The organism is Pseudomonas sp. VA159-2 (assembly GCF_024126635.1).
In the GTDB taxonomy this organism is placed as follows: Bacteria; Pseudomonadota; Gammaproteobacteria; order Pseudomonadales; family Pseudomonadaceae; genus Aquipseudomonas; species Aquipseudomonas muyukensis.
Genome location: NZ_JAMYBV010000002.1, coordinates 237,183 through 263,644, shown reverse-complemented (window position 1 = coordinate 263,644; position 26,462 = coordinate 237,183). Strand labels below are relative to the sequence as shown.

Here is a 26,462-nt window from a genome sequence, read left to right as displayed (position 1 = left end):
ATGCCGCAGCTCAGCGCCACGTCGCCAGGCGCACGAGCATGGGCAAGGCGAGGGCCCAGACAGGCGCCAGTAGCAGGCCAGTTTGCGCCGCCCCCAAAGGCAAGGCGACCCCGGCCAGCGTGGCGCCGCCTACATAGGCCAGTGGTCCGCCAAGTGCGCCCAGCAGTGAACCCAGTCGCCAGTTGTCGCCGGCCCATGCCAGGCTGTGACGCATGCCGCTGGCCAGCACCAGCCACAGCAGCGCCAGCCACAGGGGTAGCGGCCAGGCGTCGAACACGAACAGGCCTAGCGCTCCCAGGGCGCTATCGAGCAGGCATCCTGCCAAGGTGATGCGCACCATCGCCCAGGCCTCTGCGTTAGCGTCCTGGCACAGCCGCAGGTGCACCGCCAGGCCAGGAATCACCAGCCATAGCAACCAGCGCCTTTCGGCGCCCAGCACGCAGACCCACCAGCCGGCTTGCAACCAGAGTGCATTGAAGATCAGCCGGCCGGCTTGCATCAGGGACGGCCAGGCCAGGGCGCGCGTCGCGCCAGGGGCGCTGCCAAAAGCAGGTGGGCAACGCCGATGGCGCGTTCCTCGAAGCCCCCTTGGCAGTAGCACAGGTAGAACTCCCACAAGCGCTGGAACCTGTCGTCGTAGCCCAGGTCGGTCAGCTCGGCGCGCGCCTGACGCAGGTTTTCCCGCCAATGTCGCAGGGTGAGGGCATAGTCCAGGCCAAAATCTTCCATGTGCACAAGATTCATTTCGGTGTGCCGACTGGCGGTATCGAGCAGCACGCTCAGCGAAGGCAGGTCGCCACCTGGGAAAATGTAGCGCTGAATGAAGTCGACCGACCGCTGCGCCTGGGCATGGCGCTGGTCACGGATGGTGATGGCTTGCAACAGCATCAGGCCTTCAGGCTTGAGTAGCGAGGCGCACTGGCGGAAATACACCGGCAGGTAACGATGTCCCACCGCTTCGATCATCTCAACCGAAACCAGTTTGTCGAAGCGACCCTGAAGGTCGCGGTAGTCTTCGCGAAGCACGCTGATGCGAGGTTCCAGGCCCAGGGCCTGAACGCGCCCCAGAGTATGGCTGTACTGAGCCTCGGAGAGCGTCGTGGTGGTGACCTTGCAGCCGTATCGTGTGGCGGCGTGGATCGCCAGGCTGCCCCAACCGCAACCAATTTCCAGGAGGTGATCGTCAGGGCACAGTTCAAGCTTCTGGCAGATACGTTCCAGCTTGTGCAACTGGGCTTGTTCCAGTGTCTGCCCCGGGTGCTCGAACTGGGCTGCCGAATACATCATGGTAGGGTCTAGCAGCCGCTCGAAGAGGGCATTGCCCAGGTCGTAATGCGCCAGAATGTTGCGCCGTGCGCCGCGCTTGCTATTGCGGTTGAGCCGATGCAGCAGCTGCAGGGCAGGCCGGCCGAAACGCGCCAAGCCACCTTCGAGCGCGTCGAGTACTTCAAGGTTGGCGACGAACAGGCGGGTCACCAGCGCCAGATCGGGGCTTCGCCAATAGCCGTGGATGTAGGCTTCGCCCGCACCAATCGAGCCATTTCCGGCGAGCAGACTCCATGTGGCGTCATCGAGAATTTCCACCTCGGCCTGCAATGGACTGTTGGCATCACCAAAACTCCACTGCTGCCCATGGCAGAGCAGGCGCAGGTGACCGTGGCGTAGCTTGGTCATCTGGGCAAGCACGGTACTTCGTGCCAGGCCGCCAAGGAACGGGGCAAGGCCTGCGAACTTGCTAACGCTCAGGGTGTGATTCGACATCTTGGGTGTCCTCGCAAGGTTGGCCGAGCGCCAAGTCATGCTGGCGGGCAGTGTGGTCGTGGATGGGGATGCGTTTGAACAGCAGGTGCAGCGCTTGCCAGTAAATACCCCAGAGGGTGCGCAGGCTCATCCAGGGGAAGGCCACGACGTATCGGTGCAGACTGGCGCTATCCAGAGGTTGACGGCGCAATGCCAGGTCGGCCTCGAAGACCTTGCGACCCTGGTGCTGATTCTCCATGTGGATGCGTATATGTTCCGCGTCCAGGTAGAAGCGAAAGCGATAGTCCATGTCCAGTGGCATGAACGGCGACACATGGAAGGCCTTGGCGGCGCTGAACGGCTTGGCAAGGTTGCCTTGCACCGGCAGCACGTAGTGGAAGCGTTCACGCCATGGGGTGTTTCGTACTTCCAGCAGGATCGCCGCCAGGCGCCCCTCGTGGTCATGACAGAAATAGAAACTCACCGGGTTGAATGACAGCCCCCAGCAGCGCAGTTGCGTCAGCAGCCGGACCGGGCCTTCAGGCATGCGCCCCGTCGCCTGAAAGACCAGTGAGCGTGCGGCCTGGGCCAGGGCTTGGCCGTTGCGGGTCTGTGCCGGCAAGTAGTCGGTCTCGCGCCAGCACAGCGGCGCCAGGCGCCGGCGCCCCAGCCAGCGTGACAATCCCATCAGCCAGTCCTGTTCGTCCAGATCCAGGTAGAACATGCCGAGCCGGTAGCGGAAAGCGTGGAGCCGTGGCGTCAGCCGGCGGTGGCTGACCCAGCCCAAACAGAGGCTGCAGTTCACAGTTGCTCTCCGAAATACGCGGCTACCTTCAGCGCGCTGACCACCCCGTCCTCATGGAAGCCGTTGCCCCAGTAAGCCCCACAGAAATAACTGTGCTGTTGGCCCTGCAGTTGTGCCTGGCGCGCCTGCGCGGCGGACGCCGCAATGCTGTACTGCGGATGGGCGTACTGGAAGCGGGCAATGATCTGCGCGGGGTCTATCAGCGCGGTTTGGTTCAGGCTCAAGCAGAAGGTGGCCTGTGCCTGGATACCTTGCAGAATGTTCATGTTGTAAGTCAGTGCGGCCGGGGCGTGCTCTGGGTCGCCCAGGCGATAGTTCCAGCTGGCCCAGGCGCGCCTGCGGCGCGGCAGTAGACGGGTATCGGTGTGCAGCACCACATCGTTGCTGGCGTAGCCGATGGCACCGAGCACGGCTCGCTCCTGCATGCTGGGGGTTTCCAGCAGCGCCAGAGCCTGGTCGCTGTGGCAGGCGAACACCACATTGTCGAAACGTTCGGTGCCGGCCGCGCTCATGAGGGTCACGCCACCCTGGTCGCGGCTTACCCGGTGGACCTTGCAGTTGAGGCGGATGCGTTCAGTGAACGGTCGGCACAGCGGCGCGACATAGCTGCGCGAGCCGCCTTCGATCACCCGCCACTGCGGACGTTGGTTGACCGACAGCAAGCCGTGGTTACGACAGAAGCGTACAAAGAACTCAAGAGGAAAGTGGAGCATGTCGGCGCGGGACATCGACCAGATTGCCGAGCCCATCGGCACGATATAGTGGTCGATGAAGCGCGGCCCATACTGCTGCCCATGAAGGTAGGCGCCCAGGGTGGTGTTGGCATCGATACGCTGGTTGTCCAGATCGCCCAGGGCTTGGCGGTTGAAACGCAAAATATCCCGAAGCATGCCCCAGAATCCTGGAGATATCAGGTTGCGGCGTTGCGCGAACAGTGTGTTCAAGTCATGGCCGTTGTACTCCAGGCCAGTAACAGGGTCATGCACGGAGAAGCTCATCTCGGTTGGCTGCGAGGTAACCTTGAGCTGATCGAGCAACCGAATGAAGTGTGGATAAGTCCAGTCGTTGAAAACGATGAAGCCCGTGTCTATGGCATGGCGCTGGCCCTGCCAGGTCACATCGAGGGTGTGCGTGTGCCCCCCGACCCATTGCTCAGACTCGAAAACCGTTACTTGGTGTTTGCGTGACAGCAGATGGGCGCAGGTGAGTCCGGCGATCCCACTGCCGATGATGGCTATACGCATGGATCATCTTTCCTGTTCATGACGGGCCAGGTGCTGTCCTAGAGCCAAACGCAGGCGCGCGGGTAACGCCCCTAGCAGGCGTAGTGCAAAGGTGAAAAGACCGGGGAAGTTGATTTCCAAAGGCCGGCTGGGCAGGCGCTTGACGATGTGTCGGGCGGCGCGTTGCACGGTCCAAAGCTGCGGCATGGGGAAATCATTGCGCCGGGTCAATGGTGTGTCGACGAAGCCAGGGCTGACCAGGGTGACCGCTATGCCCTCGCGAGCCAGGTCGATTCGCTGTGATTCCAGCAGATAGCGCACCGCGGCTTTGGAAGCGCCATAGGCGCCGGCGCGGGGCAGGGCCAGCCAGGTCACCGAGCTGCCCATCACCACCAAGTGGGGCTGCTGGCCGGTTCGAAGCAAAGGCAGCGCGTAGGCCATGCAATAGCTGACGCCCAGCAGGTTTGTGCGCATCACGCGCTCGACCGCAGCCGGATCGAAATTCCCCGGCTCCAGGTACTCGCAGGTGCCGGCATTGAGAATGGCCAGGTCCAGCCCTCCCCAGGCTTGCTCGATCCGTGCCGTTATCCCAGCGATATGCTGCGGATTGTCAACATCGCCGATGGCCAGCAATACCTGTTCGGGAAACTGCTCGGCCAGGGAGGCAAGGCGATCAGCCTGGCGCGCGCCCAGGGCAACCTGGTGGCCTTGCTCGAGAAGGATGCGCGCGAGTGCGGCACCGATTCCGCTGCTGGCGCCGGTCAACCAGCAGCGGCTCATGCCAGCCTGCCCTTGAGCCAGCGGATCGCACTGCCCATGACCGGAAGGTGTTCATAGATAAGGGCGCCGGCATCGAAGTAGTCTTGATGAAAATGCACACGGTCGTGCCAATGCAAGCAGCTGCACCCTTGCAAGCTGATCTGCCGAGCGCTGGCCAGGCGTGGGTGGTGAAATTGCAGTGTCCAGCGCAGGTAGCCTTGGCCGGGGGCTACCTCGTCGGCGCTGGTGAACGAATAGTGGATATCGCTGGCGTTAGCGTACAGCTGTTCGAAATAGGCGCGCAGCGCCTGCAAGCCCTGTATGTGATGCAGAGGGTCGCGAAAGACAATATCGTCGCTGTACAGTTTTTCCAGTGTGCCGAGGTTAGCCTTGCCGAGGCTGGCAAAGCGCTCGGCAAATTGCTGTAGGTATGCTGACATGCTGGCTCCAGGCAATCCTGTACAGAAACTTTTCCTGTACAGGTATAGCTGAAGCCAAGCTGTTAATCTATACAAAAAATAAATTTTGTATAGATTTTATCAGTGCGCGTCCTGCCCAAGCCGACGGCGCAACTGGGCCACTTCGGCCTCCAGCTCGCGCACCTTTTGCTCGGCTGCAATCTGTGCGGTGACGTCGCGCTGGATGCCGATGTAGTACGTCAGCTGGTCAGCCTCGTTGCGCACGGGCGTGATGGATAGCTCGTTCCAGAACAGGCTTGCGTCCTTGCGATAGTTGCGCAGCACCTGGCGGCAGGGACGGCCTTCGCGGATTGCCTCGCGGATGCTTGCGAGGCCCTCCTGGTCATGATTGTCGCCCTGCAGAAAGCGGCAGTCCTGATAGAGGATGTCTTCGGCGCAATAGCCGGTCAGGCGCTCAAAGGCGGGGTTGACGTAAATAAGGATGCTGTCATTGCCTTCCTGCTCGGCAACGACGATGCCATCGTTTGAGTGCTCGACCATCAATTGAAGGAGTTTCGCGTCGATCATAGAGTCCACCTACAGGCGTTTACAGGCGAAATGCGCAGGTTGGCTTCCTGTATAGAAGGCCTCGGCGCCGTTCGTTGCATGATGAACCAAGGTGGCTCGCCGCATAAAGGTGCATATAGGTTTAGAATGCCTCACCACCCGGATACCCACTCGTTATGACAGACACCACCCCACCCGATCTGCTACCCATGCGCGACGTGGTCAGCTTGACCGGCATCAATCCGGTCACGTTGCGTGCCTGGGAGCGGCGCCATGGTTTGATACGCCCGCATCGCACCGAAGGCGGTCATCGCTTGTACACGGCGCAGGACGTCCAGCGCATACGCGACATCTTGCGCTGGACCGCCAATGGTCTACCCATCAGCAAGGTCGGTGACAGGCTCGCAGATCAGCCCGAAACACCTGTGCAGGGGCGCTCGGCCTTCGACGAATGGCGTGCCGCCATGGTGCGCGCGTCCCAGGCATTCGATGCCCAGGTGCTGGAGGGAATCCATGGTCAGTTGTTCACACTGTTCCCCAAGGCCTCGGTGCTGCGTGAAGTGCTGATGCCGGCTTGGTATGAGTTGGCTTCAGGTGCAGCGGCGGGCCAGCGTAGCCAATGGTTGTTTCTCGATACCTTCTTGCGTGCTCGCTTGCTGATGCGTCTGCAGATGAACCAGAGCCATGCGCCGCGGGTGCTATTGGCAGGCCTCGAGGGGCAAGCCGAATTCCAACTGCTGTGCGCCGGGCTGCTGTTGAGCAGCGAGCAGCAACGCATCGAAGTCCTTGGCTGTGGGCAACCGCTCGAAGAACTGCCCTTGGTGTGCGCAGCCATGCGGCCTTCGGCAGTGGTAATAAAAGCGCAGGCACCGGTAAGCCCCGCCGTGGTCAATCGCTTGCGTACCTTGCAAATGGACATCGCGTGCCCGCTGGCCTTGCTTGGCGAGGGGCTGGCCGATTGGCAACCGGCGTTGAAGGGCATCCCGCTTTGCCTGCTGGACGAGGGGGGAGCTGACGCCGCGAGCATGTTGAATGCCTTGCACTGTGGTGCCCTGGACCTCTGATCTGTCAGCGTGCTTCGCGCACGGGCACGGTTATCACGGTCTCGGCTTGGCCTGGGCGCGGTGCCAGTCGTCTGCTGGGCTGAACAGATCCAGACAGGCCCGGTTCAACCCAACTGAATCGTCCATTTCCACAGGATGCCAGGGGAGGTCTTGAAATGGCCAAATACCTGTACTTGATCAGCTATATCCTCGACAACCAACCGGGTACGTGTGAGCTGCGTATTGACGAAGCAGACTTGAGCCGCGAGGCAGCCCGCGACTACCTGCAGGGCCTTCACCGGAACGAAGCGTCATCGTTCACCGATGTGCAGGTGCAGCGGCTTGAACATGACCATGAGCCCGGCACATCGCCCGGTCATTACCAGCAGCCTTGAGTAGGTACCGGCCGGGAGCGAGATGCAGCATCACCGAGTGTCCAGGCTTTTTCGTGCAGTGGCTACAGGGCCTGCGCCTGCCGCAGACCCGGTAGGCGCCGGCCTTGCCCGCGAACACCGGCGTAGCGCGTGACCTACCAACCTGGCACCTAGGCCTTGCCGCGAATCAACCGGCGCAAGGCAAAGCGATTCGGGTGGCATGCCTCGGCCACCGCCCTGGGCACCGGCAGCGGCTCGCCACTGGCCCACGCGGCAATCAGCTCGCCGCACAGCGGCGCGGTAATCAGCCCCCGCGAGCCATGCCCGCTGTTCACATACAACCCTTCCAGCCACGGGCATTGCAACGCCGGTACCTGGCGCGCGTCCTTGCCCAGCACGGCATAGCGCTCGGCGAACCGTTCGGGGTCTGCCAGCGGCCCGACGATGGGCAGGTAGTCCGGGCTGGTGCAACGAAACGCCGCGCGGCCTTCGAGCCGCGCCGGGTCGAGCCCGGCGGTGCCCAGGCGTTGCGCCAGGTCGCTGGAAATTTCCTCCAGCAGCGCCAGGTTGCCCTGGTGCTCGGCGACGCTGGGCGTGGTGTCCTGGCTATGAAAGTCGAAGCTGGCGCCCAGGGTGTGTTCAGCGCCGCGCGGGGGCGCCACATAGCCTTCGGCGCACACCACCGTGCTCAGCGCCTGGCTGGCCAGGGTGGCGGGCAGGCGGGTGATCTGCCCGCGGATACGCTTGAGCGGCAACCCCGCGCAAGCCGGGAAATGGCCAACCTCGGCAGCCCCGGCCAGCACCACCAGCGGCGCGCTGGCCAGCAGGCGCTCGCCGTCCCAGGCCTGCCACAGGCCGTCGGCCTTGCGCAGTTCGATGACGTTGGCATGGCTGAGCAGGCGAATGCGCGGGTGCGCCAGCTGGGCCTGGCACAGGGCCGGCGGATGCACCCAGCCCCCTTCGGGGTAGAACAGGCCGCCGCTGGCCAGCGCCACCCCGGCCAAGGCCTGGGCCTGCTCACGCTCGAGCGGTTGCAGCAGGCTGCGGTCGAAGGCAGCGGCAAGCTTGGCCTGGCGTTGGCTTTCCGCTTCATCGAACGCCAATTGCAGCACGCCGCAGGCATCCCAGTCCTGGCCGCGTTGCAGGCGCTCGAGCCAGCGGCGGGTGTAGCCGAAGCCGGCGAGGATCATCTGCGACAGGGCGGTACCGTGGGCGGACAGCTTGAGGTACAGCACGCCTTGGGGGTTGCCCGAGGCTTCCTGGGCAGGGCCGGCGTGACGCTCCAGCACGCTGACCTGCCAGCCACGGCTGGCCAGGCTGCGGGCACTGGCGCAGCCGGCCAGGCCCGCGCCGATCACCAGCGCTTCGCGCGGGCCGGGCAGTGGGTCGGGGCGCGCATACCAGGGCGCGGCCGGTGCTGGCGCGGCGCCGTGGTAGGCACCGTGCATCACTTCCCATTTCTTGCCTAGGCCTGGCACCTTCTTCATGCTGAAGCCGGCTTCGATCAGCGCGCGGCGCACCCAGCCGGTGGTGGTGAAGGTGCCCAGGGTGGCCCCTGGTCGCGACAGCCGCGCCAGTTGGCTGAACAGCTCGGGGGTCCACATGTCGGGGTTCTTCGCCGGGGCGAAGCCGTCGAGGAACCAGGCGTCGATGCGCGCGTCGAGCTGGGGCAGCTGCTCCAGCGCATCGCCGATCATCAGGGTCAGGGTGACCCGGCCGCCGTCGAGGCTGAACTGCTGGAAACCTGGGTGAATCGCCACGTACTGCGCCAGCAGCGGCTGGGTGAAGGCCGCCAACTGCGGCCACAGTTGCATGGCCCGGGCCAGGTCATCGCGGCTCAGCGGGTACTTCTCGACACTGACGAAGTGCAGGCGTGCCCCGGCGGGGGCCAGCTCGGCGAACAGTTGCCAGGCGCAGAAAAAATTCATGCCAGTGCCAAAGCCCGTCTCGCCAATCACCAGGCAGTCGTGCGGTGTCATTTGCGCGAAGCGCTGGCGCAGGTGATTCTGCTCGATGAACACGTGCAAGGTCTCGTCGATGCCCTCGTTGATGGCGAAATAGACATCGTCGTATTGCCGCGAGTGGGGGCGGCCCTGGTCGTCCCAGTCGATCTGGGCATGCTGAAGGAGGGTGGACATGGTTGGCTCGGTTGCAGCGAATGGGCGGATTTTATGTCATCCGCGGAATTTACGCAGTGCGTAGCTGCGGCGCGATCACCTTAGGAGCCGGCTTGCCGGCGAATGGGCCGGTACAGGCGAAGCACAATTCCGCTAGTCTTGCTTATCCATTGAAGGAGCCATCCATGTTCGAATCCGCGCAAATCGGTCACAGCATCGACAAGGACACCTACGAGGCCGAGGTCCCCGCCCTGCGCGAGGCGCTGCTCGAGGCCCAGTACGAACTCAAGCAGCAGGCGCGGTTCCCGGTGATCGTGCTGATCAACGGCATCGAGGGCGCGGGCAAGGGCGAAACGGTCAAGTTGCTCAACGAATGGATGGACCCACGGCTGATCGAGGTGCGCACCTTCGACCAGCAGACCGACGAAGAACTGGCCCGCCCGCCGGCCTGGCGCTACTGGCGGGCACTGCCGCCCAAAGGACGGATGGGGGTGTTCTTCGGCAACTGGTACAGCCAGATGCTCGAAGGCCGGGTGCATGGCCAGTTCAAGGATGCCGTGCTCGACCAGGCCATCGCCGGGGCCGAGCGCCTGGAGCAGATGCTCTGCGAGGAAGGCGCGCTGATCATCAAGTTCTGGTTCCACCTGTCCAAGAAGCAGATGAAGGCCCGGCTCAAGGCGCTGCGCGACGACCCGCTGCACAACTGGCGCATCAGCCCGCTGGACTGGCAGCAGTCGCAAACCTACGACCGCTTCGTGCGTTTCGGCGAGCGCGTGCTGCGCCGCACCAGCCGCGACTATGCGCCCTGGCATGTGGTCGAGGGCGTCGACCCGTATTACCGCAGCCTGGCGGTGGGGCGGATCCTGCTGGAGAGCTTGCAGGCGGCCTTGGCCAATACCCCGCCCAGGCACCAGGGCAATGTCGCGCCGCTGGGGCGCAGCATCGACCAGAAAAGCCTGCTCGGCGCCCTGGACATGACCCTGAGCCTGGACAAGAAGGATTACGCCGAGCAGTTGGTCACCGAACAGGCCCGGCTCGCCGGCTTGCTGCGCGACAAGCGCATGCGCCGCCATGCCCTGGTGGCGGTGTTCGAAGGCAATGACGCGGCGGGCAAGGGCGGGGCGATCCGCCGTGTGGCGGCGGCGCTGGACCCGCGCCAGTACCGCATCGTGCCGATTGCCGCGCCCACCGAGGAAGAACGTGCCCAGCCTTACCTGTGGCGGTTCTGGCGGCATATCCCGGCCCGTGGCAAGTTCACCATCTTCGATCGCTCCTGGTATGGCCGGGTGCTGGTGGAGCGGGTCGAGGGCTTTTGCAGCCCAGCCGACTGGATGCGCGCCTACGGCGAGATCAACGACTTCGAGGAGCAGTTGAGCAACGCCGGGGTGGTGGTGGTCAAGTTCTGGCTGGCCATCGACCAGCAGACCCAGCTGGAGCGCTTCGAGGAGCGCGAGCAGATTCCGTTCAAGCGTTACAAGATCACCGAGGAAGACTGGCGTAACCGCGACAAGTGGGATGTCTATGCCGAGGCGGTGGGTGACATGGTCGACCGCACCAGCACCGAGATCGCGCCCTGGACCCTGGTAGAGGCCAACGACAAGCGCTGGGCGCGGGTGAAGGTACTGCGCACCATCAACCAGGCGCTGGAGGCGGCGTTCGCCAAGCACAAGAAGTAACAATGACTTTCAAACCCCATGCGCGTCACCTGCAGGCGCCAGCCTTGCTGGCGAACCAGGCGACGCGGTCGGTACAGCATGCGCACGGGGAATGACGTGATGAAATCTTTTCCCGTCACCTCCTCCCCGGCCAGCCTTTAGACTGCACGCTCCCCACCAAGGCCCGATTCGAGGACAGCATGCACATTTCTTCCGGACGCTGGGTCCATGGCCTGCTGTTGGCACTGTTGACCGCGCTGCTCTGGGGCATCCTGCCGATCAAGCTCAAGCAGGTGTTGCAGGTGATGGACCCGGTGACCGTGACCTGGTACCGCCTGTCCGTCTCGGGCGGCCTGCTGTTCGCCTGGCTGGCCGCCCACCACCGCTTGCCGTCGCTGCGCCGCTTGGGCGCCAGGGGCAGGGGCCTGGTGGCCCTCGCGGTAGCTGGGCTGGTGGGCAACTACGTGCTGTACCTGGTGGGCCTCAAGCTGCTCAGCCCCGGCACCGCGCAACTGGTGGTGCAACTGGGCCCGGTGCTGTTGCTGGTGGCCAGCGTGTTGGTGTTCAAGGAGCGTTTCAGCCTGGGGCAGGGCTTGGGCCTGCTGGTGCTGCTGGTGGGGTTTGCCTTGTTCTTCAACCAGCGCCTGGAGGAACTGCTCGGCTCGTTGGGTACCTACACCACCGGGGTGCTGACCATCTTCCTGGCGACCAGCATCTGGGTGTTGTATGCGCTGAGCCAGAAGCAGCTGCTGACGCTGTGGAACTCGCAACAGGTGATGATGGTGCTCTACCTGTGCTGCGCGCTATTGCTGACACCCTGGGCGCACCCGCTGCAGGCCTTGCAACTGAGCCCGTTGCAAGGCTGGCTGCTGCTGGCTTGCTGCCTGAACACCCTGGTGGCCTATGGCGCGTTCGCCGAGGCCCTGGCGCACTGGGAAGCGTCGCGGGTGAGTGCGACCCTGGCGCTGACACCGCTGGTGACCTTCGTCGCGGTGGCGCTGGGCGCCTGGTTGTGGCCGGCTTATGTTCACGCCGAACAGATCAACGGCCTGGGGTATGTCGGAGCGGTGACGGTGGTGCTGGGCTCGGCGCTGGTGGCGCTGGGGCCGTCGCTGATCGCGGGATGGCGCAGGCCCAATAGCCCGACGCGATACCTGTAGGCGCGGCCTTGTGTCGCGCCTACAGGTGATGAGTCAACCTTTGCCGCCGGGCGCCAGCATGTTCTCCGGCCTTACCCACTGGTCGAACTGCTCGTTGGTCAGGTACTTCAACGCCAGCGCCGCCTCGCGCAGGGTCTTGCCCTCGCTGTAGGCCTTCTTGGCTATTTCCGCCGCCTTGTCATAACCGATGTGCGGGTTCAGCGCAGTCACCAGCATCAGCCCGCGCTCCAGGTGCGCGGCCATCTGCTCGGCGTCTGGCTCGATGCCGGCCACGCAGTGCTGCTGGAAGTTGCGACAGCCATCGGCCAGCAGTTCGATCGACTGCAGCAGGTTGTGGATGATCACCGGCTTGAACACGTTCAACTGCAGATGCCCCTGGCTGGCGGCGAAGCCGATCGCCGCGTCGTTGCCCAGCACCTGGCAGGCCAGCATCGACAAGGCCTCGCACTGGGTCGGGTTGACCTTGCCAGGCATGATCGAGCTACCCGGCTCGTTGGCCGGCAGGCGCACTTCGGCCAGCCCCGCGCGAGGGCCCGAGCCCAGCAGGCGCAGGTCGTTGGCGATCTTCATCAGCGCTACGGCCAGGGTCTTCAGCGCCCCGGCCAGGCTGGTCAGCGGCTCGTGGCCGGCGAGGGCGGCGAACTTGTTCGGCGCGGTGACGAACGGCAGGCCGGAGAGCGCGGCCAGTTCCGCGGCAATCGCTTCGGCGAAGCCGTGCGGGGCATTCAGCCCGGTGCCCACCGCCGTGCCGCCCTGGGCCAGTTCGCACACCGCCGGCAGGGTGGCGCGGATGGCGCGCTGGGCGTAGTCGAGCTGGGCGACGAAGGCCGAGACCTCCTGGCCGAAGGTGATCGGCGTGGCGTCCATCATGTGCGTGCGCCCGGTCTTGACCAGGTGCATGTGGCGCGCCGACAGCTCGGCCAGCCCCGCCGACAGCTCGGCGATCGCCGGCAGCAGCTGGCTGTGCACGGCCTGGGCGGCGGCGATGTGCATGGCGGTGGGGAAGCAGTCGTTGGAGCTCTGCGAGCGGTTGACGTGATCGTTGGGGTGCACCGGCGCCTTGCCACCACGGCCCTTGCCCGCCAGCTCGTTGGCGCGCCCGGCGATCACCTCGTTGACGTTCATGTTGCTCTGGGTGCCGCTGCCGGTCTGCCACACCACCAGCGGGAACTGGGTGTCGTGCTTGCCGTCGAGCACTTCGTCGGCGGCCTGCTCGATCAGGCGGGCGATATCGGCGGGTAAATCGCCGTTGCGGTCGTTGACCCGGGCAGCGGCTTTCTTGACCAGCGCCAGGGCGTGCAGCACCGCCAGCGGCATGCGCTCCTTGCCGATGGCGAAGTTGATCAGCGAACGCTGGGTCTGCGCACCCCAGTAGGCGTCCTCTGGAACTTCGACCGGGCCCAGGCTGTCTGTCTCGATACGGCTCATGCTGCGCTCACTCCTTTGGTAGTTCGAAACCGCAGTTTAGGCCCTGATTCGACACAGCGGTTCCATCGCTCGTCGTGCCACTTGAGCACTTCGCCATCACGGCGCAGAATGCTCTACCCTGAGGTATCCGCCTCCCTCTCTTGAAGGAAATGCAATGACCCGTCTCCGTGCCCTCTGTGCCGCCGTTGCCCTGGTTTGCGCCAGCGGCCAGGTACTCGCAGCCACTCCAGCCCACAACGCTGCCGCCGAGAAATTCCTGACCCTGGCCAATGCCGACAAGCTGGGCACCCCGGTGTACATGCAGGTCCAGCAGATGTTCGCCCAGCGTTTCGAGCAGACCAAGGCCCCGGCCGCCAAGAAGGGCGTGCTCGACAGCTACCAGGCCAAGGCCAACGCCGCCCTGGACAACGCCATCGGCTGGAAGAAACTCAAGCCGCAGATGGTCAACCTGTACACCGCGACCTTCACCGAGGCCGAGCTGAACGACCTGGTCAAGTTCTACGAGTCGCCGCTGGGCAAGAAAGTCCTGCGCGAAATGCCCAAGGTCACCCAGCAGTCGGCCCAACTGACCCAGCAGAGCCTGGAACCGGCGGTGCCGGTGGTCAACAAGCTGCTCGAGGACATGACCAAGGAACTCGACCCGAGCGCCGGCAAGGCCGCCGCGCCGGCGAAGAAGTGAGCCTGACGCGATGAGCATGCAGCAGCGCATCGAACAGCAGCTGGCGCCCCTGGGCGACCAGCACCTTGAAGTGCACAACGAAAGCCACATGCACAGCCGTGGCCAGGAAACGCACTACAAGGCGGTGCTGGTCAGCGAGCAGTTCGCCGGGCTGAACAGCGTCAAGCGCCACCAGAAGGTCTACGCCACCATGGGTGAGCTGATGGGCGAGATTCATGCCCTGGCGATTCACACCTATACGCCCGCAGAGTGGGCGGCGGTCGGCGTCGCGCCAGCCTCGCCGGTGTGCGCCGGCGGCGGGCACTGAATCCTTTCCGTCGTTCTGGTACAATCTCGCAAAATCCGGGGGCCGCTTTGCGGCCCTTTCGCGACACAAGGCCGCGCCTACAGGCATACGCATTCCCCTGTAGGAGCGGCCTTGTGTCGCGAAAGGGGCGCAAGGCGCCCCCATGCTTTTTATGTCAAACCCGGTCCGCCCCTTACGAGGGCAACCACTGGAGATTCAGCTTCATGACTCAACCGATCGTCGTGGCGGCGCTGTACAAGTTCGTCACCCTCGAAGACTACGTCGAACTGCGCGAGCCGCTGCTCAAGGCCATGCTCGACAACGGCGTCAAAGGCACCTTGCTGCTGGCCAACGAAGGCATCAACGGCACCGTCTCGGCCACCCGCGAAGGCATCGATGCGCTGCTGGCCTGGCTGCGCAAGGACCCGCGCCTGGTGGATATCGACCACAAAGAGTCGTACTGCGACGAACAGCCGTTCTACCGCACCAAGGTCAAGCTCAAGAAAGAGATCGTCACCCTGGGCGTACCCGGCGTCGACCCGAACAAGGCCGTCGGCACCTATGTCGAGCCCAAGGACTGGAACGCCCTGATCAGCGACCCTGAGGTGTTGTTGATCGACACCCGCAACGACTACGAAGTGGCCATCGGCACCTTCAAGGGCGCCGTCGACCCGAAGACCGAGACCTTCCGCGAGTTCCCCGACTACATCAAGGCCAACTTCGACCCGAGCAAGCACAAGAAGGTCGCGATGTTCTGCACCGGCGGCATCCGTTGCGAAAAAGCCTCCAGCTACATGCTCGGTGAAGGCTTCGAAGCCGTCTATCATCTCAAGGGTGGGGTGCTGAAATACTTCGAGGAAGTTCCCCAGGAAGAAAGCCTCTGGGACGGCGACTGCTTCGTTTTCGACAATCGGGTCACCGTGCGCCACGACCTCAGCGAGGGCGAGTACGACCAGTGCCATGCCTGCCGCCACCCGGTCGATGCCAAGGACCGCGAGTCCGAGCACTATTCGCCAGGGGTGAGCTGCCCGCACTGCTGGGACAGCCTCAGCGAGAAGACCCGCCGCAGCGCCATGGACCGGCAGAAGCAGATCGAGTTGGCCAAGGCCCGCAACCTGCCACACCCGATCGGTTACAACTACAAAGCCGAGGCCTGATGCATGTCCGCACGCCTGCTCTATGTGATGGACCCGATGTGCTCCTGGTGCTGGGGCTTCGCCCCGGTGGCCGAGGCGTTGATCGCCCAGGCCCGCGAGGCCGGGGTCGACACCCGCCTGGTGCCCGGTGGCCTGCGCAGCGGCGGCAGCGCCCTGGACGCCTCGACCCGCAAGTACATCCTCGAGCACTGGCAGGCGGTGCATGACGCCACCGGGCAGGGGTTCCGCTTCGATGGCGCGATGCCCGACGGTTTCGTCTACGACACCGAGCCGGCCTGCCGGGCCCTGGTGACTGCGCGCGAGCTGGACACCCAGGGCATGTGGCGCTTGCTCAAGCTGATCCAGGCGTCGTTCTACGGGCAGGGCGTGGATGTCACCCACGCCCCGCAGTTGGTGGACCTGGCCGTCCAGGCCGGCTTCGACCGCGAGGCGTTCGCCACGCATTTCGCCAGCCACGACAGCCGCGCCGCCACCGCCGCCGACTTCGCCTGGGTACAGGACCTGGGCATCGCCGGTTTCCCCACCCTGCTGGCCGAGCGCAATGGCCAACTGGCCCTGCTGACCAACGGCTACCAGCCGCTGGACAGCCTGCAACCCTTGCTCGGCCGCTGGCTGCAGCAGGCCGCCTGTGCTTGATCTGCCAGGGTCGCCAGACCCTGTGCCAGGGAAGTCCCCCGCTGTGCCCGATCGCCTGAGCTGGGCGCAGATTCGCCGCCTGGCCCTGCACCACAAAAAAGCCCTGTGGAGCGCCAACCTGGTGGCCGTGCTCGCTGCCCTGTGCAGCGTGCCGATCCCGTTGCTGCTGCCGCTGCTGGTCGATGAAGTACTGCTCGGCCATGGCGACACCGCGCTGCAGTGGATGAACCATTTCCTGCCTGGCAACTGGCAGGTGGCGGCGGGCTATATCGGCCTGATGCTGTGCGCCACCCTCGGCCTGCGCCTGGCCGCGCTGGTGTTCAACGTGGTGCAGGCCAAGCTGTTCGCCGGCTTGGCCAAGGACATCGTCTACCGCCTGCGCATCCGCCTGATCGACCGGCTCAAGCGCATTTCCCTCAAGGAATACGAAAGCCTGGGCAGTGGCACGGTAACCACCCACCTGGTCACCGACCTGGACACCCTCGACAAGTTCGTCGGCGAGACCCTCAGCCGCTTCCTGGTGGCGATGCTCACCCTCACCGGCACCGCTGCGATCCTGATCTGGATGCACTGGCAACTGGCGCTGCTGATCCTGCTGTTCAACCCGCTGGTGATCTACTTCACCGTGCAGTTGGGCAAGCGCGTCAAGCACCTGAAGAAGCTCGAGAACGACAGTACCGCGCGGTTCACCCAGGCATTGTCGGAAACCCTGGATGCAATCCAGGAAATCCGCGCCAGCAACCGCCAGGGCTATTTCCTCGGTCGCCTGGGGCTGCGGGCCCGTGAAGTGCGCGACTACGCGGTGGCCTCGCAGTGGAAGAGCGACGCCAGTGGCCGTGCCAGCGGCCTGTTGTTCCAGTTCGGCATCGATATCTTCCGCGCCGCGGCCATGCTCACCGTGCTGTTCTCCGACCTGTCCATCGGCCAGATGCTCGCGGTGTTCAGCTACCTGTGGTTCATGATTGGCCCGGTAGAACAACTGCTCAACCTGCAGTACGCCTACTATGCCGCCGGCGGTGCCCTGAGCCGGCTCAACGAATTGCTGGCGCGCGCCGACGAACCGCAGTATCCGGCGGCCAGCGATCCGTTTGCCGGGCGTGAGACGGTGGGTATCGAGGTGCGTGACCTGCGTTTCGCCTACGCCGACGAGCCGGTGCTCGACCAGTTGAACCTGTCCATCGCGCCGGGCGAGAAGGTGGCCATCGTTGGCGCCAGCGGCGGCGGCAAGAGCACCCTGGTGCAGTTGCTGCTGGGGCTGTATGGCGCCCAGGCCGGGACCATCCGTTTCGGTGGCGCCAGCCTGCAGGAGATCGGCCTGGAAACCTTGCGCGAGCATGTCGCCGTGGTGTTGCAGCACCCGTCGCTGTTCAACGACAGCGTGCGCGCCAACCTGACCATGGGCCGGGATTGCAGCGACGACGCTTGCTGGCAGGCGCTGCGCATCGCCCAGCTGGACGCGACCATCGCCGCCTTGCCCCAGGGCCTGGACAGCGTGGTCGGGCGCTCTGGCGTGCGTTTGTCCGGTGGCCAGCGGCAACGCCTGGCCATCGCCCGGATGGTACTGGCCGAGCCCAAGGTGGTGATCCTCGACGAGGCGACCTCGGCGCTGGATGCCGCCACCGAGTACAACCTGCACCAGGCCCTGGCGCGCTTCCTCAGGGGCCGTACCACGCTGATCATCGCCCATCGGTTGTCGGCGGTGAAGCAGGCCGACCGCGTGCTGGTGTTCGATGGCGGCCATGTGGCCGAGGACGGCGACCACCAGCAGTTGATCGCCGAGGGCGGCCTGTACGCCAAGCTTTACGGCCACCTGCAACAGATCTGATTGTGTCCCGGCGGTGTAGGCCTGGCCTTGCGTCGCGAAAGGGCCGCGGGGCGGTCCCGGCAATTTCGCGCCCTGCGCGGGGCCTGGGGTTGCTGCGCAACCCTTTCGCGACGCAAGGCCGCTCCTGCAGGGGCTGTACTGCCTGGTTGCCGTCATCAAAAAGCGCGCCAAACGCATGGCAAATGGCCTACGCTGTGCTTTGTCTAGGTCGATTCGTGCCTTATCTGCCGCCGTGACAGGGACTACATGAAGGGAAATCGGACTCTCGAAGCGCCAAGGCTGCTGGGTATCATCTGGCCCTTCGTCGCCGTTGTGCTGTTCCAGGTACTGCTGGGCAGCCTGAGTCTCTACGCGTTGTCCGCCGTGCGCGCCTATGTGGCGGGCGAGAGCCTGTGGTCCAAGGCGCAGAAGGACGCCATCTATTACCTCAACCTCTATGCCGATGACCGCGACCCGCTGACCTACGCCCGCTACCGCCGCGCCATCCTCGTGCCCCAGGGCGATTTCGACCTGCGCCTGGCCCTGGACCGCCCCGAGCCAGACCTGGCGGCCGCCCGTCGTGGCATACTGCAGGGCGGCAACCACCCCGACGATGTCGCCCGGATCATCTGGTTCTACCGCAACTTCCGCCATATCAGCTACATGGAAACCGCCATTCATTACTGGGATATCGGCGACGACTACCTGCGCCAGCTCGACGTGCTGGCCGACGAGATGCGCGCAGGCTTCGCCGCCGGCGCGGTCGATGCGCGCCAGGTGGCCAACTGGCGGGCGCGCATCGTGGTCATCAACGATGGGGTGACGCCCGCGGCCAAGGCGTTCAGCGATGCCCTGGGCGAAGGCTCGCGGATGCTGCTCAAGGTGCTGATGATCACCAACCTGGCCACGGCGCTGTTCCTGATTGCCATGGCCTGGCTGCGTTCGAGCAAGCTGCTGGCCCAGCGCCAGGCATTCGCCAGCGCGCTGCAGGCGGAAAAGGAACGCGCCCAGGTGACCCTCGAGTCGATCGGCGATGCGGTGATCACCACTGATGTCGATGGCTGCATCGCCTACATGAACCCTGCCGCCGAGCAATTGACCCACTGGCAGGCGGCCCAGGCCCAGGGCCTGCCGTTGGCGGCGTTGTTCAGCCTGCTCGATGAAAACGCCGAGAAGGACGGCCACACCCTGGTCGAGCAGGTGCGCAGTGGCAGCCTCAAGGGCGGCGCCGAGCATGCCCGGTTGATCCAGCGCCTGGATGGCAGCACGGTGTCGGTGAACCTGGTCGGATCGCCCATCCTCAGCGGGGGGCAGCTCAGCGGCATCGTCGTGGTGCTGCACGACATGACCCAGGAGCGCCAGTACATCGCCAACCTGTCCTGGCAGGCCACCCATGACGCGCTCACCGGCCTGGCCAACCGCCGCGAGTTCGAATACCGCCTGGAGCAGGCGCTTAATGGCCTGGCGCGCCAGGCCGGGCGCCATTCGCTGATGTTTCTCGACCTCGACCAGTTCAAGCTGGTCAACGACACCAGCGGCCATGCCGCCGGCGACGAGCTGCTGCGGCACATCTGCGCGGTGTTGCAGGCGGGCCTGCGCGAGGGCGACACCCTGGCCCGGCTGGGCGGCGACGAGTTCGGCGTATTGCTGGAAAACTGCCCGTCGGATCAGGCCGAACGCATCGCCGAGCAGTTGCGCCAGGCGGTGCAGAGTTTGCATTTTGTCTGGAAGGGGCGGCCTTTCGTCACCACCGTGAGCATCGGCCTGGTACACATCGCCCAGGTGCCGACCACCCTGGAGGCGTCGCTGCGGGCCGCCGACATGGCCTGCTACATGGCCAAGGAGAAGGGGCGCAACCGCGTGCAGGTGTACCACGCCGACGACAGCGAACTGTCCATGCGCTTCGGCGAAATGGCCTGGATCCAGCGCCTGCATGTGGCGCTCGAGGAGAACCGCTTCTGCCTCTATGCCCAGGAGATCGCGCCGCTGCAGCCCCACGAAGGGCCTGGGCATATCGAGATCCTGCTGCGCCTGCATGACGAAGGCGGGCGCACCATCCTGCCCGACAGCTTCATTCCGGCGGCCGAGCGTTACGGCCTGATGACCGCCCTCGACCGCTGGGTGGTGCGCAACGTGTTCCAGACCATCCGCCAGTGCCTGGACGAAGGCCGCGAAGGGCCGCTGGCCATGTGCGCGATCAATTTGTCGGGCTCGAGCATCGGTGACGACAAGTTCCTCGAGTACCTGCAACGGCTGTTTGGCGAGTTCGATATCCCGCCGCGGTTGATCTGTTTCGAAATTACCGAAACCAGCGCCATCGCCAATCTTGGCAGCGCGATTCGCTTCATCAATGAATTGAAGGGATTGGGCTGTCGGTTCTCCCTCGACGACTTCTGCGCCGGGATGTCGTCATTCGCCTATTTGAAGCATTTGCCTGTAGACTTCCTGAAGATCGACGGAAGTTTCGTCAAAGACATGCTCGACGACCCGATCAACCGGGCGATGGTCGAAGTGATCAACCACATCGGCCACGTCATGGGCAAGCGGACCATCGCCGAGTTCGTCGAAACGCCGTTGATCGAGCAGGCTTTGCAAGAGATCGGCGTGGACTACGCCCAGGGATACCTCATCGAACGCCCGCAGGTCTTCACCTGCGACAGCCTGCAGCGCCAACGGATTGCCGCGAGGCCCCTTTTGCACCGGGCACCGGGGACCTTTCGCTGAACAACGCCCGGAAATCACAGGGAATCAAGGAGCTGACAGTGATTGACGCGTTCGTAAGGATCGGACCATTGATGGATCCGGCCAGTTATCCAGAGTGGGCCCAGCAACTTATCGAGGATTGTCGCCAGAGCAAGCGTCGGGTGGTGGAGCATGAGTTCTACCAGCGCCTGCGCGATGGCCAGCTCAAGCAGTCGACCATCCGCCAGTACCTGATCGGTGGCTGGCCGGTGGTCGAGCAGTTCTCCTTGTACATGGCCCATAACCTCACCAAGACCCGCTATGCCCGCCACCCTGGCGAGGACATGGCGCGACGCTGGTTGATGCGCAACATCCGCGTCGAACTCAACCACGCCGACTACTGGGTGCACTGGTGCCAGGCCCATGGCATCCACCTGCACGAGTTGCAGGCCCAGGAGGTACCGCCCGAGCTCAATGGCCTCAACGACTGGTGTTGGCGGGTGTGCGCCACCGAGTCGCTGGCCATCGCCATGGCGGCCACCAACTACGCCATCGAAGGCGCGACCGGCGAATGGTCGGCAGTGGTCTGCGCCGATGACAGCTACGCTCAGGGCTTCCCCGAGGACATCCGCAAGCGCGCGATGAAGTGGTTGAAGATGCATGCCCAGTACGACGATGCCCATCCGTGGGAGGCGCTGGAGATCATCTGCACCCTGGCGGGCGAGAACCCCACGCTGGGGCTGCGCACCGAGCTGCGTCGGGCGATCTGCAAGAGCTACGACTGCATGTTCCTGTTCCTGGAGCGCTGCATGCAGCTGGAAGGGCGCCAGCAGGGGCGGCTGCGCCCGGCGCTGGCGGCGGGCTGAGGCGGTTCGCCGGCAAGCCGGCTCCTACAAGGTCCCGTAGGAGCCGGCTTGCCGGCGAACGGGGGCGTTACTGCGCGTTCAGCGCCTGGCCGTTCACGCCCTTGCTGTCCGGCCCCATCAGGTACAGGTACACCGGCATGATCTCTTCGGGCAGCGGGTTGTTCTGCGGGTTCTCGCTGGGGTACGCCTGGGCGCGCATCGCGGTGCGCGTGGCGCCCGGGTTGATGCTGTTGGAGCGCACCGGCGCGACGCCTTCGAGCTCGTCGGCGAGGGTCTGCATCAGGCCCTCGGTGGCGAACTTCGACACGCCATAGGCGCCCCAGTAGGCCCGGCCCTTGCGCCCGACGCTGCTGGAAGTGAACACCACCGAGGCGTCTTCCGACAGCTTGAGCAGCGGCAGCAAGGTGCTGGTGAGCATGAAGGTGGCATCGACGTTGATATGCATCACGCGCATGAAGTTGTCACCCGACAGCTGCTCCAGCGGCGTGCGCGGGCCGATGATCGAGGCATTGTTGAGCAGGCCGTCGAGGCGCCCGAACTGTTCCTCGATCATCACCGCCAGCTCGTCGTACTGGTGGGGCAGGGCGGTTTCCAGGTTGAACGGGATCACCACCGGTTGCGGGTGGCCGGCGGCCTCGATCTGGTCGTAGACCTCGTTGAGGTTGGCCTCGGTCTTGCCCAGCAGCAGCACGGTGGCGCCAAGGGCGGCATAGGCCTTGGCGGCGGCGGCGCCGATGCCGCGGCCGGCGCCGGTGACCAGGATGACCCGACCCTTGAGCAGGTCGGGGCGGGCGGTGTAGTCGAACATAGGTCTGTCCTTGAATATGAGCGGCAAGCTATAAGCGGCAAGCTACAAGAGAAAGCGCATCAATGCTTTTTCTTGAAGCTTGAAGCTTGACGCTTGCGACTTGAAATCAGCAGCCGCACAGCGCGCTGTCGAGTACCTTGCGCAGTTCCAGCGGGTGGTCCACCACCACGTCGGCGCCCCAGTGGTTGGGGTTGTCCTCTGGGTGAATGTAGCCATAGCGCACCGCGGCGGTGCGGGTGCCGGCATCGCGGCCAGACTCGATATCGCGCAGGTCGTCACCGACGAACAGGACGCTGGCCGGGTCCAGCTCGAGGGTCTTGCACGCCAGGATCAACGGTTCGGGGTCGGGCTTGCTGCGGGTGACGTGGTCCGGGCAGATCAGCAGCGCCGAACGTTCGGCCAGGCCCAGCTGCTGCATGATCGGCTCGGCGAAGCGCACCGGCTTGTTGGTGACTACGCCCCACAGCAGGTTGCCTTTCTCGATGTCGGCAAGCAGCTCCGGCATGCCGTCGAACAGCTTGCTGTGCACCGCGCAGTCGCGCTGGTAGCGCTCGAGGAATTCCAGGCGCAGGGCCTCGAAGCCTTCGGCCTCGGGGTCCATGGCGAAGGTCGCGGCGACCATCGCCCGGGCGCCACCGGAAATCACCTCGCGGATGCGCGCGTCGTCGATGGCTGGCAGGCCGCGCTCGGCGAGCATCGCCTGGCAGATGGCGATGAAGTCCGGCGCCGTGTCCAGCAGGGTGCCGTCCATGTCGAAGAGTACTGCTCGCAAGCGCATGCTCATTCCTCGCGCAGGGTCTGGATCATGTAGTTGACGTCGACGTCGTTGTTCAGCTTGTAGTGCTTGGTCAGCGGGTTGTAGGTCAGGCCGATGATGTCCTTGACCTCAAGGCCGGCAGCGCGGCTCCAGGCGCCCAGCTCGGAGGGGCGGATGAACTTCTTGAAGTCGTGGGTGCCGCGCGGCAGCATCTTGAGGATGTACTCGGCGCCGATGATCGCCAGCAGGTAGGCCTTGGGGTTGCGGTTGATGGTCGAGAAGAACACCTGCCCGCCAGGCTTGACCATGCGGTAGCAGGCGCGGATCACCGACGAAGGGTCCGGCACGTGCTCGAGCATCTCCAGGCAGGTGACCACGTCGAACTGCCCGGGCATTTCCTCGGCCAGGGCTTCGGCGGTGATCTGCCGGTACTCGACGGCAACGCCGGACTCCAGCTGGTGCAGCTGGGCCACCGCCAGCGGTGCCTCGCCCATGTCGATGCCAGTGACCGTGGCGCCGCGTTGGGCCATGGCTTCGCTGAGGATGCCGCCGCCGCAGCCGACGTCCAGCACTTTCTTGCCGGCCAGGCTGACGCGCTCGTCGATCCAGTTGACCCGCAGCGGGTTGATGTCGTGCAGCGGCTTGAACTCGCTCTCGCGGTCCCACCAGCGGTGGGCCAGGGCTTCGAACTTGGCGATTTCGGCGTGGTCGACGTTGCTCATGGGAACAGTCCTCTGAATCTTCGATAAATAGTGTCGCGGGCCGGCAGCCGTGGCGGCCGGTCGTTCATTCGTTGCGCCCGCCGATGCGGGCTCCCCAGGCGCGGGCGTTGGCCGCCAGCGCGGCTTCGTCCATCTGTGTCAGGCGGCGCGCGTCGACCAGTAGCTGGCCAGCGACCCAGACATCCTTCACGCACTCGCGGCCGGTGGCGTAGATCAATTGCGACACCGGGTCGTGCACCGGCTGCTGTTGCAGGCCGGACAGGTCGAACGCCACCAGGTCGGCGGCCTTGCCCACTTCGAGCGAGCCGGTGATCGCCTCCAGCCCCAGCGCCCGGGCGCCATTGAGCGTGGCCATGCGCAGCGCGCGATGGGCGTCCAGGGCGGTGGCCGAGCCGGCCACGGCCTTGGCCAGCAGGGCGGCGGTGCGGGTTTCGCCGAGCAGGTCGAGGTCGTTGTTGCTGGCTGCGCCGTCGGTGCCGACGGCAACGTTGACCCCGGCCTGCCACAGGCGCTCCACCGGGCAGAAGCCACTGGCCAGCTTGAGGTTGGATTCGGGGCAGTGGATCACGCTGGTGTTGCTTTCTACCAGCAGGGCCAGGTCGTCGTCGCTGACCTGGGTCATGTGCACCGCCTGCAGGTTCGGCCCCAGCAAGCCCAGGCGGGCGAGGCGCGCCAAGGGGCGCTCGCCGTTGTCCTTGAGCGCCTGCTCGACTTCGCCGGCGGTTTCGTGGATGTGCATGTGCAGCGGGGCATCGAGCTGGTCGGCGATGATGCGGATCTTTTCCAGGTTGGCGTCACTGACCGTGTACGGCGCATGCGGGCCGAGGGCGACGCTGATGCGCGGCTGGTGGCGCAGTTCGTCGAACAGCTCGATGGCCTGGTGCAGGGCTTCGTCCGGGGTGCGCGCGCCGGGGATCGGGAAGTCCAGCAGCGGTACCGCGACCTGCGCGCGTATGCCGCTGCGCTGTATCCGCTGGCAGGCCGCGCGGGGGAAGAAGTACATGTCGGCGAAGCAGGTGATGCCGCCCTTGAGCTGTTCGGCGATGGCCAGGTCGGTGCCGTCGCGCACGAAGGTTTCATCGACCCAGCGGCCTTCGGCCGGCCAGATGTGCTCCTTGAGCCAGGTCATCAGCGGCAGGTCGTCGGCCAAGCCGCGGAACAGGGCCATGGCCGCGTGGCCGTGGGCGTTGATCAGCCCGGGCGTCAGCAGGCAGTCCGGCAGTTCGCGCACGGCCTGGGCCTGCGGCGCGCGCTCGCGCGGGCCAAGCCAGGCGATCTGGCCGTCGCGGATGCCCAGCGCATGGCCTTGCAAGACCACGCCCGCCGGCTCCACGGGGACCAGCCAGGCCGGTACGAGCAGCAGGTCGAGGAGGGGAGGGGCGCTGGGCATGCGAGGCATCTACCTGGTTCGGTTCGGCTAAACGCGCAGTATACCCGAGCGTCCGTGGCTGAGGGTCGCTATAATCGCCGGCTTTTGAAGCCAGGGCGACGGGGAGAGGCGATGCGCGAGCAACTGATGGCGGCGGAGACCGTGGTGGCGATCGAGTGGCGCGATGGCGCGTTGCACCTACTCGACCAGCGCCTGCTGCCGCTCGAGCAGCTCTGGCTGACGTGCAGCAGCGTCGAGGACGTGGCCGAGGCGATCGGCGACATGGCCGTGCGCGGCGCGCCGGCTATCGGCATCTGCGCCGCCTACGGGCTGGTGCTGGCGTTGCGCCAGCGCCTGGCCGAGGGCGGCGACTGGGAAGAGTCGCTGGAAGAAGATTTCCTGATCCTGGGCGAGGCCCGGCCGACCCCGGCCAACCTGTTCTGGGCGCTCAACCGCATGCGCGAGCGCCTGCAGCGGCTGCGCCCGGGCGAGGACGTGCTGGCGGCCATGGAGGCGGAGGCCATCGCCATCCACCAGAGCGATCGCGAGGCCAACCTGACCATGGCCCAGTTCGGTGTCGAGCAGATCCGCAGGCACCAGGGTAGCGAGCAGGCCCTGCTCACCCATGGCAACGCCGGGGCCCTGGCCACTGGTGGCTTCGGCACCGCGCTGGGGGTGATTCGCGCGGCGACCCTGGAGGGCATGGTCGAGCAGGTCTATGCCTGTGAATCGCGGCCCTGGTTGCAAGGCTCGCGCTTGACCGCCTGGGAGCTGGCGGCCGATGGCGTGCCGGTGACCGTGGTCGCCGACGCTGCGGCCGGGCACCTGATGAAGACCAAGGGCATCACCTGGGTGGTGGTCGGTGCCGACTGCATCGCCGCCAATGGCGACGTGGCGGCGAAGATCGGCACCTACCAGATGGCGGTGGCGGCCATGCACCATGGCCTGCGCTTCATGGTGGTGGCGCCGAGTACCAGCATCGACCTGAACCTGGCCAGCGGCGAGGAGATTCCCCTGGAGGTGCGAGGCGTCGAGGAACTGCTGGAAGTGGACGGTATCCAGGTGACGGCGGACGTCGAGGCCTACAACCCGGTGGTGGATGTCACCCCGGCCGACCTGATCGACGTGATCGTCACCGAAAAGGGCGTCGTCGAGCGGCCGGATGCGGCGAAAATCGCCCAGTTGATGTGCCGCAAGCGCCTGCATTGATGGCGGCGGCGAGGCCTCGCGCAGGGGTGGGCTTGTGGTGCGATGAGGCCCTGTGCCATATCTCCCATGCGCGCGGGCTTTGTGATACCATCCGGCAGTTTCCAAGGCCGCTCGTTGAGGCGGTCTTCATTGCGCAGATCCATGGCACAACTCATTGATTTGTCGTAAGTCGTCGCACCCCTTTGCGCTGCGGCGGCGAGCTTCGTTCGTCCTACGAG

General features: G+C 65.1%; 25 protein-coding genes. 12 read left to right on the top strand and 13 right to left on the bottom strand.

Features of this window, described 5'->3' with window-relative positions; all coding sequences use genetic code 11:
* Nucleotides 1–10 precede the first annotated feature (10 nt).
* The 7 genes from NJG22_RS03155 to NJG22_RS03125 form a co-directional block, all read right to left on the bottom strand.
* On the bottom strand, nt 11–499 hold the full coding sequence (locus tag NJG22_RS03155; RefSeq protein WP_253092478.1) for a DUF2878 domain-containing protein: 489 nt from the start codon (nt 497–499) through the stop codon (nt 11–13).
* The gene (locus NJG22_RS03150) at nt 499–1,761 is read right to left on the bottom strand and encodes a cyclopropane-fatty-acyl-phospholipid synthase family protein (protein WP_253092476.1); all 1,263 of its coding nucleotides are present in this window, start codon (nt 1,759–1,761) and stop codon (nt 499–501) included. Before NJG22_RS03150 ends, NJG22_RS03155 begins: the two co-directional genes overlap by 1 nt.
* Entirely contained in the window at nt 1,736–2,545 is an 810-nt protein-coding gene (locus NJG22_RS03145; protein ID WP_253092474.1) for a DUF1365 domain-containing protein, read from the bottom strand. Before NJG22_RS03145 ends, NJG22_RS03150 begins: the two co-directional genes overlap by 26 nt.
* Nucleotides 2,542–3,789, bottom strand: a complete 1,248-nt coding sequence (locus tag NJG22_RS03140) for an FAD-dependent oxidoreductase (RefSeq protein WP_253092473.1) — start codon at nt 3,787–3,789, stop codon at nt 2,542–2,544. The genes NJG22_RS03145 and NJG22_RS03140 overlap by 4 nt, the downstream gene beginning before the upstream one ends.
* A 3-nt stretch (nt 3,790–3,792) precedes the next feature.
* A complete protein-coding gene (locus tag NJG22_RS03135) occupies nt 3,793–4,548 on the bottom strand; it encodes an SDR family NAD(P)-dependent oxidoreductase (RefSeq protein WP_253092471.1) in 756 nt (251 codons plus the stop codon).
* On the bottom strand, nt 4,545–4,967 hold the full coding sequence (locus NJG22_RS03130; protein ID WP_253092469.1) for a nuclear transport factor 2 family protein: 423 nt from the start codon (nt 4,965–4,967) through the stop codon (nt 4,545–4,547). The genes NJG22_RS03135 and NJG22_RS03130 overlap by 4 nt, the downstream gene beginning before the upstream one ends.
* 99 nt (nt 4,968–5,066) lie before the next feature.
* Nucleotides 5,067–5,513 carry a PAS domain-containing protein gene (locus NJG22_RS03125; RefSeq protein WP_253092467.1) on the bottom strand — a complete coding sequence of 149 codons (447 nt, stop codon included), beginning with the start codon at nt 5,511–5,513 and terminating at the stop codon, nt 5,067–5,069.
* 155 nt (nt 5,514–5,668) lie between these two features.
* Here NJG22_RS03125 and NJG22_RS03120 point away from each other — a divergent pair, with 155 nt between their 5' ends.
* Nucleotides 5,669–6,556, top strand: coding sequence for a MerR family transcriptional regulator (locus NJG22_RS03120; RefSeq protein ID WP_253092465.1), 888 nt, complete (start codon nt 5,669–5,671; stop codon nt 6,554–6,556).
* A gap of 155 nt (nt 6,557–6,711) precedes the next feature.
* Complete coding sequence (locus NJG22_RS03115; protein WP_253092463.1) at nt 6,712–6,930, top strand: hypothetical protein; 219 nt, start codon at nt 6,712–6,714, stop codon at nt 6,928–6,930.
* Nucleotides 6,931–7,079: 149 nt separating this feature from the next.
* On the opposite strand, the gene mnmC is transcribed toward NJG22_RS03115, so the two are convergent.
* Entirely contained in the window at nt 7,080–9,047 is a 1,968-nt protein-coding gene (mnmC, locus tag NJG22_RS03110) for a bifunctional tRNA (5-methylaminomethyl-2-thiouridine)(34)-methyltransferase MnmD/FAD-dependent 5-carboxymethylaminomethyl-2-thiouridine(34) oxidoreductase MnmC (RefSeq protein WP_253092461.1), read from the bottom strand.
* Nucleotides 9,048–9,211: 164 nt separating this feature from the next.
* Here mnmC and pap point away from each other — a divergent pair, with 164 nt between their 5' ends.
* Together pap and NJG22_RS03100 are read left to right on the top strand one after the other, a co-directional pair.
* Nucleotides 9,212–10,702 carry a polyphosphate:AMP phosphotransferase gene (gene pap / locus NJG22_RS03105; RefSeq protein WP_217853469.1) on the top strand — a complete coding sequence of 497 codons (1,491 nt, stop codon included), beginning with the start codon at nt 9,212–9,214 and terminating at the stop codon, nt 10,700–10,702.
* A gap of 179 nt (nt 10,703–10,881) precedes the next feature.
* Nucleotides 10,882–11,841 carry a DMT family transporter gene (locus tag NJG22_RS03100; protein ID WP_253092459.1) on the top strand — a complete coding sequence of 320 codons (960 nt, stop codon included), beginning with the start codon at nt 10,882–10,884 and terminating at the stop codon, nt 11,839–11,841.
* Nucleotides 11,842–11,874: 33 nt separating this feature from the next.
* Here the strand turns inward: NJG22_RS03100 and NJG22_RS03095 are convergent, their stop codons facing one another.
* Nucleotides 11,875–13,269, bottom strand: a complete 1,395-nt coding sequence (locus NJG22_RS03095) for a class II fumarate hydratase (protein WP_253092458.1) — start codon at nt 13,267–13,269, stop codon at nt 11,875–11,877.
* A gap of 154 nt (nt 13,270–13,423) precedes the next feature.
* Between NJG22_RS03095 and NJG22_RS03090 the strand changes: the two genes are divergently transcribed.
* From NJG22_RS03090 to NJG22_RS03060, 7 genes are all read left to right on the top strand, one after another.
* Nucleotides 13,424–13,948 carry a DUF2059 domain-containing protein gene (locus NJG22_RS03090; RefSeq protein WP_217853472.1) on the top strand — a complete coding sequence of 175 codons (525 nt, stop codon included), beginning with the start codon at nt 13,424–13,426 and terminating at the stop codon, nt 13,946–13,948.
* Nucleotides 13,949–13,958: 10 nt separating this feature from the next.
* Nucleotides 13,959–14,255 (top strand): BolA family protein, encoded by a 297-nt coding sequence (locus tag NJG22_RS03085; protein WP_253092456.1) that lies wholly within the window; start codon nt 13,959–13,961, stop codon nt 14,253–14,255.
* Nucleotides 14,256–14,458: 203 nt separating this feature from the next.
* Nucleotides 14,459–15,391 carry a rhodanese-related sulfurtransferase gene (locus NJG22_RS03080; protein ID WP_253092454.1) on the top strand — a complete coding sequence of 311 codons (933 nt, stop codon included), beginning with the start codon at nt 14,459–14,461 and terminating at the stop codon, nt 15,389–15,391.
* Between the two features lie 3 nt (nt 15,392–15,394).
* The gene (locus tag NJG22_RS03075) at nt 15,395–16,027 is read left to right on the top strand and encodes a DsbA family protein (protein ID WP_253092452.1); all 633 of its coding nucleotides are present in this window, start codon (nt 15,395–15,397) and stop codon (nt 16,025–16,027) included.
* Nucleotides 16,020–17,852, top strand: coding sequence for an ABC transporter ATP-binding protein (locus NJG22_RS03070; protein ID WP_253092450.1), 1,833 nt, complete (start codon nt 16,020–16,022; stop codon nt 17,850–17,852). The genes NJG22_RS03075 and NJG22_RS03070 overlap by 8 nt, the downstream gene beginning before the upstream one ends.
* A 246-nt stretch (nt 17,853–18,098) precedes the next feature.
* Nucleotides 18,099–20,555, top strand: coding sequence for an EAL domain-containing protein (locus NJG22_RS03065; RefSeq protein WP_253092449.1), 2,457 nt, complete (start codon nt 18,099–18,101; stop codon nt 20,553–20,555).
* Nucleotides 20,556–20,593: 38 nt separating this feature from the next.
* Nucleotides 20,594–21,379 (top strand): iron-containing redox enzyme family protein, encoded by a 786-nt coding sequence (locus NJG22_RS03060; RefSeq protein WP_253092447.1) that lies wholly within the window; start codon nt 20,594–20,596, stop codon nt 21,377–21,379.
* Nucleotides 21,380–21,446: 67 nt separating this feature from the next.
* Here the strand turns inward: NJG22_RS03060 and NJG22_RS03055 are convergent, their stop codons facing one another.
* The 4 genes from NJG22_RS03055 to NJG22_RS03040 form a co-directional block, all read right to left on the bottom strand.
* The gene (locus NJG22_RS03055) at nt 21,447–22,187 is read right to left on the bottom strand and encodes a YciK family oxidoreductase (RefSeq protein ID WP_134689252.1); all 741 of its coding nucleotides are present in this window, start codon (nt 22,185–22,187) and stop codon (nt 21,447–21,449) included.
* Nucleotides 22,188–22,293: 106 nt separating this feature from the next.
* Nucleotides 22,294–22,965: an N-acetylmuramic acid 6-phosphate phosphatase MupP gene (mupP, locus tag NJG22_RS03050; RefSeq protein ID WP_253092445.1), complete on the bottom strand. Its 672-nt coding sequence runs from the start codon at nt 22,963–22,965 to the stop codon at nt 22,294–22,296.
* A 2-nt stretch (nt 22,966–22,967) separates the two neighbouring features.
* Entirely contained in the window at nt 22,968–23,666 is a 699-nt protein-coding gene (ubiG, locus tag NJG22_RS03045) for a bifunctional 2-polyprenyl-6-hydroxyphenol methylase/3-demethylubiquinol 3-O-methyltransferase UbiG (protein WP_253092442.1), read from the bottom strand.
* Nucleotides 23,667–23,730: 64 nt separating this feature from the next.
* Nucleotides 23,731–25,056 carry a TRZ/ATZ family hydrolase gene (locus NJG22_RS03040; RefSeq protein ID WP_253092440.1) on the bottom strand — a complete coding sequence of 442 codons (1,326 nt, stop codon included), beginning with the start codon at nt 25,054–25,056 and terminating at the stop codon, nt 23,731–23,733.
* Nucleotides 25,057–25,167: 111 nt separating this feature from the next.
* Between NJG22_RS03040 and mtnA the strand changes: the two genes are divergently transcribed.
* Complete coding sequence (gene mtnA, locus NJG22_RS03035) at nt 25,168–26,244, top strand: S-methyl-5-thioribose-1-phosphate isomerase (protein WP_253092438.1); 1,077 nt, start codon at nt 25,168–25,170, stop codon at nt 26,242–26,244.
* Nucleotides 26,245–26,462 lie beyond the last annotated feature (218 nt).